Below are 15,922 nucleotides of genomic sequence, written 5' to 3'. Positions count from 1 at the left end.
CCGCTGCTCAGTCGCTGGGCAATCCAAGGCTGCGCAGATGGCCGACCAACCGTTGCTGCAATTGCTTGAGGTGCGGCAGATTCAGTTGATGACGGCTGGCGACTTTGCAGGCGTGGCCCAGCAGATAGCTGATTTCGGTGCGGCGCTGGTTGGCCACGTCCTGATACATCGACGAGTAATTGGCCGCCGTGGCGTGGATCACCCGTTCGACTTCCTGTTGCAGATCGAGCGCCGCCGCCGGTTGACCGCAACGCTCCAGCAATTCGGCCAGCTCTGCGCACAGCGTGGCGACTTCGCATTGATGCTGTTTCAGCCCGCCGTTACGGCAATCGTGGAGCACGGTCAGTGGATTGATCGCGCAATTGAGCGCCAGTTTGCGCCACAGCCGGGTGAGAATGTCGGTGCTCCATTCGTGGGGGATGTTCGCCGCTTGCAGGTCGTCCAGCCAGATCGGCGCTACCGGATGGCCGGCATCGCCCAGCCAGGTGAAACCGTGGCCGGCAAACACCACGCGCCAGTCGCCGTCGCGGAACGCGCCTTCGGTGCTGGAGGCGCTGATGCAGCGTGCCTGCGGAACCACCGCTGCGACCGCATCCTGACTGCCGAGGCCGTTTTGCAGCAGGATCAGCTCGGCATCTGCGCTCAGGCGCGGGGCGAGGCGGGCGACGGCGCTTTCGGCGTCATAGGCCTTGCAGGCGACCAGCAGGCGGCGGATCGGCTCTGGATCGTCCACCGTTTGCGCGGGGACAGCATAGGTAGTGGCTGCGCCGTGTTCGACCAGCGTCAGACCGCCCGCCGCCTGATAGCTGCGCAAGCGCTCGGCATCCCGCACGATCAGGCGCACCGGCAGACCCGCCCGGGCCAGACGCGTGGCCCAGAGGGTGCCGAGGCTGCCGGCGCCGAGAACGTGCCAAGGGGTGGACATCAGTTTTTCACTCGGTAAGGTACTGGCATGCAAGGCTCGCCGTATCGGTGGGAAAAGACCCGTTATAATGAGCCGGATTTTAACCGCAAGCCAAGCGCGCTCCATCCTCATCGAGCGCGCCTTTTTATTGGAGAGATTACATGCCGTCGTTCGACGTGGTATCCGAACTGGACAAACACGAGCTGACCAACGCGGTCGAGAACGCCGTGAAGGAACTCGATCGTCGCTATGACCTGAAAGGCAAAGGCAGCTTCGAGTTCAAGGAAAAGGACCTGACCGTCAACCTGACCGCTGAAGCCGGGTTCCAGCTGGAAGCGATGATCGAGATCCTGAAGCTGGCCCTGACCAAGCGCAAGATCGATGTGCAGTGCCTTGAAGTCAAAGACGCTTACGCTTCGGGCAAACTGATGAAGCAGGATGCGATTCTCAAGGAAGGCATCGACAAGGAACTGGCGAAGAAGATCGTCGCGCACATCAAGGACGCCAAGCTCAAGGTGCAGGCCGCCATTCAGGGCGAGCAGGTACGTGTGACCGGCAAGAAGCGCGATGACCTGCAGGAAGCCATTGCAGCGCTGCGCGCCAAGGAATTCGGCATGCCCCTGCAGTTCAACAACTTCCGCGACTAAGTCCGGTCAGATGATCTGTGGGAGCGAGCTTGCTCGCGAAAGCGGTATGTCATTCAGCCATGAGTTGACTGACACACCGCCTTCGCGAGCAAGCTCGCTCCCACATTGTTTTATGTATACCTGGCGGGTTTCTGCCGCTGATTTTTACAGCCCGGGTAGCCGGACATCAGGAGATGGAAGATGGATTTGAATGCTGAGGTAGACAACCTGGTCAAGGCGTCCCAGGCGTGGATTCCAATGATCATGGAATACGGCAGTCGCGTGCTGCTGGCGGTGATTACCCTGGCCATTGGCTGGTGGCTGATCAACAAGGTCACGCAAAAACTCGGCGGTCTGCTGGCCCTGCGCAATGCCGACCTGGCGCTGCAAGGCTTCATCAGCAGTCTGGCGAACATCATCCTCAAGGTGTTGCTGATCGTCAGCGTCGCCTCGATGATCGGCGTGGAAACCACCTCGTTCGTGGCTGCGATCGGTGCTGCCGGCCTGGCCATCGGTCTGGCGTTGCAAGGCAGCCTGGCGAACTTCGCCGGCGGCGTGTTGATTTTGCTGTTCCGTCCATTCCGTATCGGTGACTGGATCGAAGCGCAAGGCGTGGCGGGTACGGTCGACAGCATCCAGATTTTCCACACCGTGCTGCGTACCGGTGACAACAAGACCATCATCGTCCCGAATGGCAATCTTTCGAACGGCATCATCACCAACACCAACCGTCAGCCAACCCGCAAAGTGGTGTTCGACGTGGGTGTGGATTACGAAGCGGATCTGCAGAAGGCCCGTCAAGTGCTGCTGGATCTGGCCAAGGATGAGCGCGTGTTGCAGGACCCTGCGCCACAAGCAGTCATTTCGACATTGGGTGACAGTTCGATCACGGTTTCCCTGCGAGTCTGGGTTAAAACTGCAGACTATTGGGATGTGATGTTCATGTTTAACGAACAGTCGCGTGATCGTTTAAAGACTGCCGGTATTGATATTCCGTTTCCACAGCGCGTAATTCGTGTGGTTCAGGAATCGGCAACACAATGATAGGTTGCTAATTAAATGCCTGACTTGCTGGTCAGGCATTTATTACAAGTGACAGGCAATAAAAAAGGCCCATCCGAAGATGGGCCTTTTTTATGCTTCGAAACTAACCACTGACAATTACAGGATGTTCAGTGGGTATTCGGTGATCAGGCGGAACTCTTTAACGTCGCCTTCGCCTTCGTCAGCGTTAGCAACGTGCCAGGCTTGACGGATGCGGAAGGACAGATCTTTCGCTGGGCCAGACTGAACAACGTACTTGGCTTCGAAGTTGGTTTCGTGGTGTTTACCGTCTTCACCGTACAGGCCGGCGTAAGCGCTACCCGCGGGAGTGTGGGTACCGTCGATATCCCAACCTTTAACGTAACGAACCATGAAGCTCAGGCCAGGAACGCCGTACTCGGCCATTTTCAGGTCGTAACGGGCTTGCAGGGATTTCTCGCCTGCACCGTTGAAGTCGGAGTACTGGATGGAGTTGGCGAGGAAGATCGAGTCGCCACCACGGTTGTTCTTGCCCACGCCGATGTAGTCGAACGGGGTGTCGCCGTTGACCTTCTGGAAGGCCAGGGTGAAGGTGTGTGCCTTCAGGAACGACAGGGCGGTTGCCAGCGAGAAGGCGGTGTTGCTGATGTCGCCCGCTTTGGCGCTGCCGGTGTCGGTGGTGCGGTAGATGTTGAAGTCGGTGTTCAGCGAAGTGTCACCACCAAACGGGGTAGTGAGGTTCACGTTGGCGTAGTACTGGTTCCAGATGTCTTCCAGCTTGGCGCCGTACAGCGATGCAGTCAGGTTGTCAGTGATGCCGTATTTGCCACCGAAGTAGTCGATGTTTTTGGCTTCAACACCCGCGTAGGTGGCGTAAAGGCCGCCTTCACGAGCGTTTTTGTCCTGGCTGGTAGCCGAGTAGAAGTGACCCGCTTCGAGGTCCAGATCTTTGACTTCGCTGCTCTGCAACTGGAAACCAGTGGCAGTTTGCGGAAGGATACGGGAGCCGCCAACAGCGAATACCGGAGCGGTGCTTGGCTGCATGTCGCCGAATTTCAGCTCGGTTTTGGAGATGCGGAATTTAACGGCTGCGCCGGCTTTGCCTTGGCTGTCGTTAACGTCGTGGGCATAACCGTTGGCCTTGACGGTGTCGCTACGGCTCATGTTGCCAGTGCCGGTAGTACCATCACCGCCATCCAGCTTGACCGCGAGGTAACCGAATGCATCGATACCGACGCCTACGGTGCCTTGGGTGTAACCGGAAGTGAAGTTACCGAGAAAGCCCTGGGTCCAGTCTTTCTGGTCGTGGCCACCGTTCTTGTTGTCGCGGTTGAAGTAGTAGTTCTTCAACGTCTCGGTGAGTTTCGCGCCTTCAACAAAACCTTTGGCTTCTGCCTGGTCATCTACAAACGGGGCGGCCGTAGCCAACTGAGTACTGGCTGCTGCTGCAACTGCCAGTGCGATTGTGCTCCACTTCATCACGCGCATCGTGATTTGCTCCTTTGGTTTTAGAAGAGTACTGCCGTCCCACCTGTTTTATTATCTGGGCGGCTCTTTCTTTTTGTGTCGGCGCAAACTTATATCACGCCGACATTGTTGGCGATACTTGCACATACAACCTTTCATGTTCTTTACGACGAGGTCGCAAATAGCTTGGTCGATGTCGCAAATTCACATTACCCATGCAGCCGGGCTGACAACTTTATCGCTGTTTCTGGGCCTTTTTGCATCGGTAAAAAAGAGTCCCTGGCAAAACACTTGAATCTCCATTGGGGCAACCCTGCCACCGTATTTGGTTGGTCTCAAGCTGCCACTTCACGTGCTGCGCTTATAGACCATGTGTGTCTGAATGCAACAAGCGTGCACAAAGTGCAGGGTTGCCACGTTTATTTTTCTGAACACCCGCCTGTAGCCGTAAAAACCTCATAAAAACGGGGGTTCAAGCCCTTTTGTATCAGGGGCTTGACGCATACCTTTACATCGTGTTGTCACGTTCGAAGGGTGGCGTGACAACCAAAAACGTTACCGGTTCACCCCATAAGTGAGTATTTGGCGGATGCCCGACGCACTGAGCGTAGACGCACTGTGCGCTTTTGGTGCAAAAAATTTACGGGCTGTACCGGATTCATACAGTGTGTGGTCACTCTGCTGTCGGGTTGATCTGGGCGTCTCGGGCATTTGTTCGTGCTCGAGGGCAAACCTGGCGCTGTGATGGTGCACGGTCCGTATGAATGCCTCTTGCAAGGGCCTGAGTGGGCTGGCTTCGTGAACCCCGGCGCATTCGCAGGTATGCTGCCTGCCTGTCGCTTGGTGCGTCGCCCGTCGGGATGGCCGCTAAGCTGAATTGTGTAGATCAGCCGGGAGTGCATGCAGTGTTTGCTTTAGATTCACGACTTCAACAGGACACCCTGACCATCGGCGACTTCCCGCTCTGCCGGCTGCTGTTGTCCAACGATGCCAATTACCCGTGGTTCATCCTGGTGCCACGCCGCGACGATATCAGCGAGTTGTTTCAGTTGGATGTCGCCGACCAGCAGCAGTTGTGGCAGGAAACCACCGCGCTGGCCGAGTTGCTCAAGGACTTGTTCGACGCTGACAAGATGAACGTCGCAACGCTGGGCAACGTCGTCAGCCAACTGCACATGCATGTGATCGTGCGCAAGCGTGACGATGCGGCATGGCCGGCGCCAGTCTGGGGCAAACATCCGGCAAAGCCCTACAGCGCCGAGCAGGTAGCGGCCATTCGTGAGCGGTTGCGACTGGTGTTGACCGAACACTTCACGTTTCTGGAGAGCTGAACCATGAACCTTGAAGAACGCGTTACCGATCTGGAAAGTCGTCTGGCCTTCCAGGACGACACCATTCAGGCATTGAACGACGAACTGGTGGCGCAGCAGCGGGTGATCGAGCGCCTGCAGCTGCAGATGGCCGCCTTGCTCAAGCGTCAGGAAGAGATGGTCGGGCAGTTCGACTCTTTCGAGGAAGAGGCGCCACCGCCGCATTACTGATGCCAGGCACGTTTGTGCAGGCATAAAAAAACCGCGATCAGCCTGGCTGCTCGCGGTTTTTTATTACCCTGGATCAGCGACGCGGCAGGGCGGCGATCACGTCCTCGGCTTGCAGGCCTTTGTCCCGGTTCATCACCGAGAACTCCACGCGCTGGCCTTCGACCAGTACGCGGTGGCCTTCGCCACGGATTGCACGAAAGTGCACGAAAATATCATCGCCGGAATCCCGGGAGATAAAGCCGAAGCCCTTGGAGGTGTTGAACCACTTGACGGTACCGGTATCACGATTGCTCATGTCATAGCTGACAGGTGCGGCAGCCGGTGAAGATTTGTAGAAGCTCACAGCCAGATGCACAACCACGGCAACCAGGGCGATCACCAGGCTGAACAACACGGCAGGTTGACCGGCGATGACTGGCATCGGTGCGATCAGGGTCAGGGTTTGCAGGACGACAGTCAGCACGAGAAGAGCGCTGACCAGATTTTGCAGATGCTGGCGCGGGCCTTTGTTCCAGTAAGGAATCACTGGAGCGATGACCAGGTTCAGCAGGCCGAAAAAGGCCAGGTAAAGTGCATCGGGTTGTTGCAGGTAAGGAACGGCTTCGGATTTCAAGCTAGGTATGAACGACAGCAGCAAGGCCGCTGCGCCCATTAGCAGGTGGACGATCTTCAACATTTTGATTGGCTCACGTTATGACGGCTCACAAGGAAGAGCTGAAGGCGCACGGTTCGCTTCGGAACAATAAAGAGGCGTTGGACACGTGCCCGGCATCAGCCTATGCGCGACACCCCCGAAAAACGGGGCGTAGCGACACACTGCCTATTTAACAGCAAAGCCTGCAGCGACTCAAATTACCCCGGCCAGCGGCACCGGCCCGGTCGATTTGTCGCACGGTGAGTGAAGATTGCCGGCTGCGAGGTGGCGGCTGCCTTGCTAGAGTGGGGCTGCACCTGTTGGATGAATTCAATCGCCTTAGGGGGTAAACATGGCAATCGATATCGGTATCAGTGAAGAAGACCGCAAGTCCATCGTCGAGGGGCTGTCGCGGCTGCTGTCGGACACCTATGTGCTGTATCTGAAAACCCATAACTTCCACTGGAACGTCACAGGTCCCATGTTCAGGACCCTGCATCTGATGTTCGAAGAGCAATACAACGAGCTGGCGCTGGCGGTGGATCTGATCGCCGAGCGCATCCGAGCTCTGGGTTTTCCGGCGCCGGGGGCCTACGCGACTTACGCGCGTCTCTCCTCTATTAAAGAAGAAGTCGGCGTGCCAAGTGCCGAGGACATGATCAAGCAGTTGGTCGACGGCCAGGAAGCGGTCACGCGCACCGCTCGCGGCATCTTCCCGTTGCTGGACAAAGTCAGTGACGAGCCGACGGCCGACCTGCTGACCCAGCGCATGCAAGTACACGAGAAGACCGCGTGGATGCTGCGCGCGTTGCTCGAGGCCTGATAATCCGGTGCGCGGATATCCGGGGGTAATGGATGTCCGCGTGCTGTTTCAAATCTTACTGAACATGTCGGCTTATCCTACGTTGCTGGGCAACTAGTCATCTGGCGCTGGCTCTGCGTCTGCGTTTTTATGAAGGCACAGGATGTTGTCTTTATAAAAGCAGCGATGACAAAGGAGTGTCAGCGATATGGTGGGTGCAGACAGGCAAAGCGAACATGGCGTTTCGCAGCAGGCTCTGAAGGTTGATCCGTTTGTCAGCGATTTCGACTTCGAGCTGATCCGGCCGCTGGCGAGATCAGTGCGGTTGAACGGGTTTGCCACGTGCTTGAGGCTCGAGCAGGTTTACTGGAACATTCTCGGTGACATGGCCGGGCACAATGGCTGCTCGGTCAGCACGCTGCTGTCCCATGTGGACCGCCAGGTGCACCTGCGTCACGGCGGGGTGAAAAACTTCAGCGGTCTGGTACGGGTGGTGTGTGTGATGAATGGCCTGCGGGATACCCCGGCGGCCGTCATGCCCTGAACGGGCAATACTTGAAATGACGTGGCGGGCTGTGCAGTCTTACGGCTGCACAGCCCGCATTTAATGGATATAATCCCGCTCTTTCGCCGCAAAGCCCTGCGCGCGGTGGCAATCTGATCGCCGAGACACCCCCATGCCGATGTACGATTATCAATGTGCTTCCTGTGGTCATCAGTTGGAAGCCATTCAAAAGATCAGCGAGGCACCGCTGGTCGACTGCCCTGCCTGTCAGGCGCCAGAGCTCAAGAAACAGCTGTCCATGCCGGGTTTTCGCCTCAGCGGCAGCGGTTGGTACGAAACCGATTTCAAGACCGGAGCCAAGAAGAATCTGGCCGGTGGCGACAAATCTGACTAGGGTTCAAACCCTGGTCGAACGACACGCGTGAGATTTCGCAGTGCTTGAGTGCGACGGAATCTCCACCGAATTTCGAATTACGAGAAGCGAAACCACTACCATGATGCGCAGCCATTATTGCGGCCAACTGAACGAAAGCCTGGAAGGCCAGGAAATTACCCTTTGCGGATGGGTTCACCGTCGTCGCGACCACGGCGGGGTGATTTTCCTCGATATCCGTGATCGTGATGGTCTGGCTCAGGTGGTGTTCGATCCGGATCGCGCCGAGAGCTTCGCCGCCGCCGATCGCGTGCGCAGCGAATACGTGGTGAAGATCACCGGCAAGGTACGTCTGCGTCCGGCCGGTGCGACCAACGCCAACATGGCGTCGGGCATGATCGAAGTGCTGGGCTACGAGCTGGAAGTGCTGAACGAGTCGGAAACCCCGCCGTTCCCGCTCAACGAATACTCCGACGTCGGCGAAGAAACCCGTCTGCGCTACCGCTTCCTGGATCTGCGTCGTCCGGAAATGGCCGAGAAGCTGCGTCTGCGTTCGCGCATGACCACCAGCATCCGTCGCTTCCTCGACGAGAACGGCTTCCTCGACGTCGAAACGCCGATTCTGACCCGCGCGACCCCGGAAGGCGCCCGCGACTACCTAGTGCCGAGCCGTACTCACGCCGGTTCGTTCTTCGCGCTGCCGCAATCGCCTCAGCTGTTCAAGCAACTGCTGATGGTGGCCGGTTTCGACCGTTACTACCAGATCGCCAAATGCTTCCGCGACGAAGACCTGCGTGCCGACCGTCAGCCTGAGTTCACTCAGATCGACATCGAGACCAGCTTCCTCGACGAAAAAGACATCATGGGCCTGACCGAAGGCATGATCCGCAACCTGTTCAAGGAGGTGCTGGATCTGGAATTCGGCGAGTTCCCGCACATGACCTTCGAAGAAGCCATGCGCCGTTACGGCTCCGACAAGCCGGACCTGCGTAACCCGCTGGAATTGGTCGACGTTGCCGATCAACTCAAAGAAGTCGAATTCAAGGTGTTCAGCGGTCCGGCCAACGATCCGAAATGCCGTATCGCCGCGCTGCGCGTTCCAGGCGGGGCGAGCATGCCGCGCAAGCAGATCGACGACTACACCAAGTTCGTCGGCATCTACGGTGCCAAGGGCCTGGCGTACATCAAGGTCAACGAGCGCGCTGCCGGTGTTGATGGTCTGCAATCGCCGATCGTGAAAAACATCCCTGAAACCAACCTGAACGTGATCCTCGATCGCGTCGGTGCGGTTGACGGCGATATCGTGTTCTTCGGCGCCGACAAGGCCAAGATCGTCAGCGAAGCCCTGGGCGCGCTGCGTATCAAACTCGGCCACGACCTCGACCTGCTGACCTGCAAGTGGGCGCCAATGTGGGTCGTCGACTTCCCGATGTTCGAAGAGAACGACGACGGCAGCTTCTCGGCGCTGCACCACCCGTTCACCGCACCGAAGTGCTCCCCTGAAGAGCTGGAAGCCAATCCGGCCGGCGCTCTGTCCCGCGCCTACGACATGGTACTGAACGGTACCGAGCTGGGTGGCGGTTCGATCCGTATCCATCGCAAGGAAATGCAGCAAGCGGTGTTCCGTCTGCTGGGTATCAATGAAGCGGAACAGGAAGAGAAGTTCGGCTTCCTGCTTGACGCGCTGAAGTACGGTGCACCGCCGCACGGTGGTCTGGCCTTCGGTCTGGACCGTCTGGTGATGCTGATGACCGGCGCCCAGTCGATCCGTGAAGTGATCGCCTTCCCGAAAACCCAGAGTGCTGCGGACGTTATGACCCAAGCGCCGGGTGTGGTGGATGCCAAGGCATTGCGCGAGCTGCACATTCGTTTGCGCGAAACGCCAAAGGCTGAGTAAGACGGGCCTGAAGGCGCATCTTCGGATGCGCCTTTTTTCTTTCTATAGAGAGCAGGTCGAGATTTTTTGTTTGCTGGCCGCTGCGTGAGCAGGGCGGGCAACGTTTCAAGAGAATTCGGAGCGAGTTATGGCAGGTCATTCCAAGTGGGCGAACATCAAGCACCGCAAAGAACGTCAGGATGCCAAGAGAGGCAAGATCTTCACCAAGTGGATCCGTGAACTGACCGTTGCGGCCCGTCAGGGCGGCGGTGATCCGGGTTCCAACCCGCGTCTGCGTCTGGCCCTGGACAAGGCCCTTGGCGCGAACATGAGCCGCGACATCATCGATCGCGCCGTGGCCCGTGGCGCCGGTGCGACCGAAGCGGACAACGTTGAAGAGCTGACTTACGAAGGTTACGGCCCGGGTGGCGTGGCGGTGATGGTCGAATGCATGACCGACAACCGCAACCGTACCGCTGCAGCCGTCCGCCATGCATTCAGCAAGTGTGGCGGCAACCTCGGCACCGACGGGTCGGTCGCGTACCTGTTCGAGCGCAAGGGGCAGATCAGCTTCGCCCCGGGCGTCGACGAAGACGCCCTGACCGAAGCGGCGCTGGAAGCCGATGCCGACGACGTCGTCAGCCATGAAGACGGCTCGATCGACGTGTTCACCTCGTTCACCAGCTTCTATGCGGTGCGTAACGCGCTGGAAGCGGCCGGGTTCAAAGGCGACGACGCAGAAATCGTCATGCAGCCGACCACCAGCGCCGAACTGGATCTGGAAGGCGCGGAGAAGGTGCTCAAGCTGATCGACATGCTCGAGGATCTGGATGACGTGCAGAACGTCTACTCCAACGCAGACATTCCGGAAGACGTGGCCGCTCAGCTCGGTTAAGAGCGACTACGATTCAATGTGGGAGCTGGCTTGCCAGCGATGGCGTCGGCACATCAGGCAATGATGGCGCCTGACACTCCGTCATCGCTGGCAAGCCAGCTCCCACATTTGTTTTTGTGTTATTTCGAACCAGCAGGCGTTATGACTTTAATTCTGGGTATCGACCCCGGCTCGCGCATCACCGGTTACGGGATTGTTCGCGATACCGGACGCGGCGGCTGCATCTATGTGGCCTCGGGCTGCATCCGTACCGGCGCCGGCGAGCTGCATGAGCGGCTGCAAATCGTTTATCGCGGCGTGCGTGAAATCATTCAGACCTATGGCCCGGTGACCATGGGCATCGAAAAAGTGTTCATGGCGAAAAACGCCGACTCGGCGCTCAAGCTCGGGCAGGCTCGCGGTGCGGCGATTGTCGCAGGCGCCGAAGAATGTCTGGAAATTGCCGAATACACCGCCACCCAGGTCAAGCAAGCCGTGGTCGGCACCGGCGCTGCCAATAAAGAACAGGTGCAGATGATGGTCATGCACATGCTCAAGCTGACCAGCAAACCGCAGATCGATGCCTCGGATGCCCTCGCTATCGCCATTTGTCACGCGCACACCCGTTCCAGCCTTCTGCCGCACGGCTTGGGAACCGCACGCAGTCGTGGCGGGCGCCTGCGTCTCTGATAGCATCAGCAATCATTTTTGCGGAATGCGGATTTCGCGCCTGGGTTGTCGGCCCGAATCCCGCCTTCCATCTGTCGCCAGCCCCCGGCTGGTCAACGCTCAAGGATCTGAAACGTGATTGGACGCTTGCGCGGCACCCTGGCTGAGAAACAGCCGCCGCACCTGATTCTGGATGTAAACGGCCTCGGGTATGAGCTGGAAGTGCCCATGACCACCCTTTATCGTCTGCCGTCGGTCGGTGAACCGCTGACGCTGCACACCCATTTGGTCGTACGCGAAGACGCGCAATTACTCTATGGCTTCGCCGGCAAGCGTGAGCGAGACTTTTTTCGCGAGTTGATCCGTCTCAATGGTGTCGGGCCGAAATTGGCCCTGGCCTTGATGTCGAGCCTGGAAGTCGATGAGCTGATCCGCTGCGTACAATCCCAAGACACCTCGGCGCTGACCAAGGTCCCGGGTGTCGGCAAGAAAACCGCGGAACGCCTGCTGGTTGAACTGAAGGATCGCTTCAAGGCCTGGGAAACCTCGCCGGCCATGTTCGCTCTGGTGCCGAACCAGCCGGACGGCCCGGCGCCGGTCAACACCGCTGAAAACGATGCGGTCAGTGCGTTGATTTCCCTGGGCTACAAGCCGCAGGAAGCGAGCAAGGCGATTACCGCCATCAAGGACAAGAATTTGAGCAGTGAAGACCTGATCCGCCGCGCCCTGAAGGGAATGATTTAAGTGATTGAAGCTGATCGTCTGATCGCCGCCGCGCACAGCCCGCGCGAGCGCGAAGAAGTCCAGGACCGGGCCATTCGCCCGGTCAGTCTGGCCGACTATATTGGCCAGCCGACCGTGCGCGAGCAGATGGAACTGTTCATCCAGGCGGCGCGTGGTCGCAGTGAGTCGCTGGATCACACGTTGATCTTCGGCCCGCCGGGTCTGGGTAAAACCACGCTGGCCAATATCATTGCCCAGGAAATGGGCGTGTCGATCAAGAGCACGTCCGGTCCGGTGCTAGAACGTCCGGGGGATCTGGCGGCACTGCTGACCAATCTTGAGCCGCACGACGTATTGTTCATCGACGAAATCCATCGTCTGTCGCCCATCGTTGAGGAAGTGCTGTATCCGGCGATGGAAGACTTCCAGCTCGACATCATGATCGGCGAAGGGCCGGCGGCGCGCTCGATCAAGCTTGATCTGCCACCGTTCACCCTCGTCGGCGCCACCACCCGTGCTGGCATGCTGACCAACCCGTTGCGTGACCGCTTCGGTATCGTCCAGCGTCTCGAGTTCTACAGCACGGCGGATCTGGCGACGATTGTCAGTCGGTCGGCGGCGATTCTCGGTCTGCCACTGGATCCGGAGGGTTCTTTCGAAATCGCTCGTCGTGCCCGTGGTACGCCGCGGATCGCCAACCGTCTGCTGCGTCGGGTGCGCGATTTTGCCGAGGTCCGGGCCAAGGGTCATATCACCAAGTCGGTGGCCGATCTGGCGTTGAATCTGCTGGATGTCGATGAACACGGCTTCGATCATCAGGACCGGCGCTTGCTGCTGACCATGATCGAGAAGTTCGATGGCGGTCCGGTGGGCATCGACAGCCTCGCGGCGGCGATCAGCGAAGAGCGCCACACCATCGAAGATGTGCTGGAGCCGTACCTGATTCAGCAGGGTTACATCATGCGTACACCACGGGGCAGGGTGGTGACGCGACATGCGTACCTGCATTTCGGTCTGAACATTCCGTCACGAATGGGCGAGATGCCCGTGGCAGACGAGTTTCTCGATGCCGTGGATGATTGATACACATTTTTTCGCGATTTATTCAGCGTTTGTACTGTCACAGGACGGTACTTTTGCGGTAAAGCCTTAAACACTGAAAAAACAGTTGCCTGGCCGGATTGGCAACCCGAGGAGTAAGCACTAGAGTATGCGCGCGCAAAACGGGCTTGAGCCGTTCGCACATCGTTGTCGCGTTTATTACGAGGACACCGATGCGGGCGGCATCGTGTATTACGTTAATTACCTCAAGTTTATGGAACGGGCTCGAACCGAGCGGCTCCGGACGCTGGGCTTTGCCCAGTCGGAACTGGCCGGGGAGGACCTGTTGTTTGTCGTGCATTCCAGCGAAGCGCGCTACCACGCGCCGGCGCGACTGGACGACGAACTGCTGGTAAGCGCTGATGTAATCGAATTGAACCGTGCCAGCCTGCGCTTCAAACAGCAGGTCAGGCGGGCCACGGATAATGTGCTGCTCTGTGAAGGGCAGTTTCTGGTGGCCTGTGTGCGCACCGACAGTTTGAAACCCCGGGCCATGCCCGAATCCTTGCGTGCGGCCTTTGCCGACGCGGGCGGCACGGGTACACACTCAAAGCAGGAGATAAAGCGTGGAAGCTAACGTCGTCGACCATTCCTCCATGTGGAGCCTGGTCAGCAATGCCAGCATCGTGGTGCAGTTGGTAATGTTGACCCTGGTGGCCGCATCGGTGACCTCATGGATCATGATCTTTCAGCGCAGCAATCTGCTGCGTGCCGGTCGACGCGCCCTGGAGAGCTTCGAAGAGCGCTTCTGGTCGGGTATCGATCTGTCCAAGCTGTACCGTCAGGCCGGCAGCAACCCGGATCCGGATTCGGGCGTGGAGCAGATCTTCCGTGCCGGTTTCAAGGAATTCTCCCGTCTGCGTCAGCAGCCAGGTGTTGATCCGGAAGCGGTGATGGAAGGTGTGGCCCGTGCCATGCGCGTTGCCATCTCCCGTGAGGAAGAGAAGCTGGAGCAGAGCCTGCCGTTCCTTGCCACCGTTGGTTCGGTCAGCCCGTACATCGGTCTGTTCGGTACCGTGTGGGGCATCATGAACTCCTTCCGCGGTCTGGCCAGCGCCCAGCAGGCGACCCTGGCCACCGTGGCCCCGGGTATCGCCGAAGCCCTGATCGCTACCGCGATCGGCCTGTTCGCCGCGATCCCGGCCGTTATCGCTTACAACCGTTTCTCTGCCCGCAGCGAAACCTTGCTGAGCCGCTACTACACCTTCGCCGATGAGTTCCAGGCGATCCTGCACCGCAAAGTGCACACCAGCGAAGAATAAGCAGGTATTTCCCGATGGCTTTAATCGCTCGAGCCCGAAACAAGCGCAAGCCGGTCGCCGAGATGAACGTGGTGCCATACATCGACGTGATGCTGGTGCTGCTGGTTATCTTCATGGTGACCGCGCCGATGCTCAATCAGGGCGTGAAAGTGGATCTGCCCAAGGTTTCCAGCGAAGCCTTGCCGCAGGACAACAACACTCAGGTGCTGACCATTTCGATCAAGGCTGACAAGACCTACTACTGGAACCTTGGCAGCGAAGTCGATACTGAAAAGCAGCAGGACAGGGCAATGACGCTGCCGCAGATGACTGACGCGGTGACCAAGATCATTCGCGCCGGTACCGAAGGCGGCAAGCGTACCCAGGTCTTCATTCGTGGCGACAAGTCGGTCGACTACGGCGCCGTCATGGGTGCCATGGGCGGGTTGCAGAAAGCCGGGGTCGGTAATGTTGGTTTGATTACCGAGGCCCCCTGATGCAGCAACAGCGAGAGCCGTCCGCCTCGGAAAGCTACTTCTGGCCCAGTGTTCTGGCGATTGTCCTGCACGTGCTGGTGTTCGGCATGCTGTTCGTCAGTTTTGCCTTCACACCCGAGTTGCCGCCGGCCAAGCCGATCGTCCAGGCGACCCTGTACCAGTTGAAATCGAAAAGTCAGGCAACCACCCAGACCAATCAGAAGATTGCGGGTGAGGCGAAGAAATCCGCCGCGCGCCAGACCGAAGTCGAGCAGATGGAACAGAAAAAGGTCGAGCAGGAAGCGGTGAAGGCTGCGGAACAAAAGAAAGAAGAAGCGGCTCAAAAGGCCGAGGAAGCCAAGAAGGCCGACGAGGCGAAGAAAGCGGACGAGGCGAAAAAGGCTGATGAAGCCAAGAAAGCCGACGATGCGAAGAAAGCCGAGGCCAAGAAGGCAGAAGAGAAACAATTGGCTGATATAGCCAAGAAGAAAGCCGAAGAAGAGGCCAAGGAAGAGGCCAAGAAAGCGGCCGCTGAAGAAGCCAAGAAGAAGATCGTCGAAGACGCGAAGAAGAAAGCCGCCGAAGACGCCAAGAAAAAAGCTGAAGCTGAGGAGGCGAAGAAGAAAGTCGCCGACGAAGCGAAGAAGAAAGCTGCTGCTGATGCTGCGAAGAAGAAATCGCAGGAAGCGGCACGTAAATCCGCCGAAGAGAAAAAGGCTCAGGCCCTGGCAGATTTGCTTTCCGACACGCCACAGCGTCAGCAGGCCTTGGCCGATGAGCAGGGTGACGAAGTCGCGGGCAGTTTCGATGACCTGATTCGTGCGCGGGCAGCGGAAGGTTGGGCTCGTCCTCCTTCGGCACGCAAAGGCATGACGGTCGTGCTGCAAATCGGCATGTTGCCGGACGGTACGGTGACTTCGGTCAGCGTGGCCAAGTCCAGTGGCGACGGTCCGTTCGATGCTTCGGCAGTCGCGGCAGTGAAGAATATTGGACGTTTGACGGAAATGCAGGGAATGAAGCCGAGCGATTTCGCTCCGTATCGTTCATTCAAGATGACATTCACACCTGAGGATCTAGCCTTGTGAGA

At 58.3% G+C, this 15,922-nt stretch carries 19 protein-coding genes; 16 read left to right on the top strand and 3 right to left on the bottom strand.

Features of this window, described 5'->3' with window-relative positions:
• Positions 1–7 precede the first annotated feature (7 nt).
• Positions 8–925: a putative 2-dehydropantoate 2-reductase gene (locus ABV589_RS08295; protein ID WP_367085518.1), complete on the bottom strand. Its 918-nt coding sequence runs from the start codon at positions 923–925 to the stop codon at positions 8–10.
• Between the two features lie 140 nt (positions 926–1,065).
• On the opposite strand from ABV589_RS08295, the gene ABV589_RS08290 reads away from it, so the two are divergent.
• Together ABV589_RS08290 and ABV589_RS08285 are read left to right on the top strand one after the other, a co-directional pair.
• Positions 1,066–1,551, top strand: a complete 486-nt coding sequence (locus ABV589_RS08290) for a YajQ family cyclic di-GMP-binding protein (protein ID WP_003227548.1) — start codon at positions 1,066–1,068, stop codon at positions 1,549–1,551.
• A gap of 180 nt (positions 1,552–1,731) precedes the next feature.
• Positions 1,732–2,574, top strand: a complete 843-nt coding sequence (locus ABV589_RS08285) for a mechanosensitive ion channel family protein (protein ID WP_007912753.1) — start codon at positions 1,732–1,734, stop codon at positions 2,572–2,574.
• Positions 2,575–2,691: 117 nt separating this feature from the next.
• Here the strand turns inward: ABV589_RS08285 and ABV589_RS08280 are convergent, their stop codons facing one another.
• The gene (locus tag ABV589_RS08280; protein WP_108592213.1) at positions 2,692–4,041 is read right to left on the bottom strand and encodes an OprD family porin; all 1,350 of its coding nucleotides are present in this window, start codon (positions 4,039–4,041) and stop codon (positions 2,692–2,694) included.
• 884 nt (positions 4,042–4,925) lie between these two features.
• Between ABV589_RS08280 and ABV589_RS08275 the strand changes: the two genes are divergently transcribed.
• Positions 4,926–5,351, top strand: a complete 426-nt coding sequence (locus ABV589_RS08275) for an HIT domain-containing protein (protein WP_367085517.1) — start codon at positions 4,926–4,928, stop codon at positions 5,349–5,351.
• Between the two features lie 3 nt (positions 5,352–5,354).
• On the top strand, positions 5,355–5,561 hold the full coding sequence (locus tag ABV589_RS08270) for a SlyX family protein (protein WP_007962092.1): 207 nt from the start codon (positions 5,355–5,357) through the stop codon (positions 5,559–5,561).
• 73 nt (positions 5,562–5,634) lie between these two features.
• On the opposite strand, the gene ABV589_RS08265 is transcribed toward ABV589_RS08270, so the two are convergent.
• Positions 5,635–6,237 carry a cold-shock protein gene (locus tag ABV589_RS08265; protein ID WP_003227539.1) on the bottom strand — a complete coding sequence of 201 codons (603 nt, stop codon included), beginning with the start codon at positions 6,235–6,237 and terminating at the stop codon, positions 5,635–5,637.
• A gap of 310 nt (positions 6,238–6,547) precedes the next feature.
• On the opposite strand from ABV589_RS08265, the gene ABV589_RS08260 reads away from it, so the two are divergent.
• From ABV589_RS08260 to tolA, 12 genes are all read left to right on the top strand, one after another.
• Positions 6,548–7,018, top strand: coding sequence for a Dps family protein (locus tag ABV589_RS08260; RefSeq protein ID WP_007912745.1), 471 nt, complete (start codon positions 6,548–6,550; stop codon positions 7,016–7,018).
• Between the two features lie 187 nt (positions 7,019–7,205).
• Positions 7,206–7,541 (top strand): ribbon-helix-helix domain-containing protein, encoded by a 336-nt coding sequence (locus ABV589_RS08255; RefSeq protein WP_367085516.1) that lies wholly within the window; start codon positions 7,206–7,208, stop codon positions 7,539–7,541.
• Positions 7,542–7,674: 133 nt separating this feature from the next.
• On the top strand, positions 7,675–7,896 hold the full coding sequence (locus ABV589_RS08250) for an FmdB family zinc ribbon protein (RefSeq protein ID WP_003227532.1): 222 nt from the start codon (positions 7,675–7,677) through the stop codon (positions 7,894–7,896).
• A gap of 100 nt (positions 7,897–7,996) precedes the next feature.
• The gene (gene aspS / locus ABV589_RS08245; RefSeq protein ID WP_367085515.1) at positions 7,997–9,772 is read left to right on the top strand and encodes an aspartate--tRNA ligase; all 1,776 of its coding nucleotides are present in this window, start codon (positions 7,997–7,999) and stop codon (positions 9,770–9,772) included.
• A gap of 127 nt (positions 9,773–9,899) precedes the next feature.
• Entirely contained in the window at positions 9,900–10,646 is a 747-nt protein-coding gene (locus tag ABV589_RS08240) for a YebC/PmpR family DNA-binding transcriptional regulator (RefSeq protein ID WP_003227527.1), read from the top strand.
• Between the two features lie 141 nt (positions 10,647–10,787).
• On the top strand, positions 10,788–11,315 hold the full coding sequence (gene ruvC / locus ABV589_RS08235; protein ID WP_007962095.1) for a crossover junction endodeoxyribonuclease RuvC: 528 nt from the start codon (positions 10,788–10,790) through the stop codon (positions 11,313–11,315).
• Positions 11,316–11,429: 114 nt separating this feature from the next.
• Entirely contained in the window at positions 11,430–12,038 is a 609-nt protein-coding gene (ruvA, locus tag ABV589_RS08230) for a Holliday junction branch migration protein RuvA (RefSeq protein ID WP_003227522.1), read from the top strand.
• On the top strand, positions 12,039–13,100 hold the full coding sequence (ruvB, locus tag ABV589_RS08225) for a Holliday junction branch migration DNA helicase RuvB (RefSeq protein ID WP_007962024.1): 1,062 nt from the start codon (positions 12,039–12,041) through the stop codon (positions 13,098–13,100). It abuts the gene before it with no gap.
• Positions 13,101–13,227: 127 nt separating this feature from the next.
• Positions 13,228–13,695, top strand: a complete 468-nt coding sequence (gene ybgC / locus ABV589_RS08220) for a tol-pal system-associated acyl-CoA thioesterase (protein WP_027612533.1) — start codon at positions 13,228–13,230, stop codon at positions 13,693–13,695.
• Entirely contained in the window at positions 13,685–14,380 is a 696-nt protein-coding gene (tolQ, locus tag ABV589_RS08215) for a protein TolQ (protein WP_007912733.1), read from the top strand. Before ybgC ends, tolQ begins: the two co-directional genes overlap by 11 nt.
• A gap of 23 nt (positions 14,381–14,403) precedes the next feature.
• Positions 14,404–14,856: a protein TolR gene (tolR, locus tag ABV589_RS08210; RefSeq protein WP_161794900.1), complete on the top strand. Its 453-nt coding sequence runs from the start codon at positions 14,404–14,406 to the stop codon at positions 14,854–14,856.
• On the top strand, positions 14,856–15,920 hold the full coding sequence (gene tolA, locus ABV589_RS08205) for a cell envelope integrity protein TolA (protein WP_007962027.1): 1,065 nt from the start codon (positions 14,856–14,858) through the stop codon (positions 15,918–15,920). The genes tolR and tolA overlap by 1 nt, the downstream gene beginning before the upstream one ends.
• The last annotated feature ends 2 nt before the right edge of the window (positions 15,921–15,922 follow it).

This window comes from Pseudomonas sp. HOU2 (assembly GCF_040729435.1).
Classification (GTDB): domain Bacteria; phylum Pseudomonadota; class Gammaproteobacteria; order Pseudomonadales; family Pseudomonadaceae; genus Aquipseudomonas.
The sequence above is the reverse complement of the archived record's forward strand: the minus strand, read 5'-3'. Positions and strand labels throughout refer to the sequence as shown.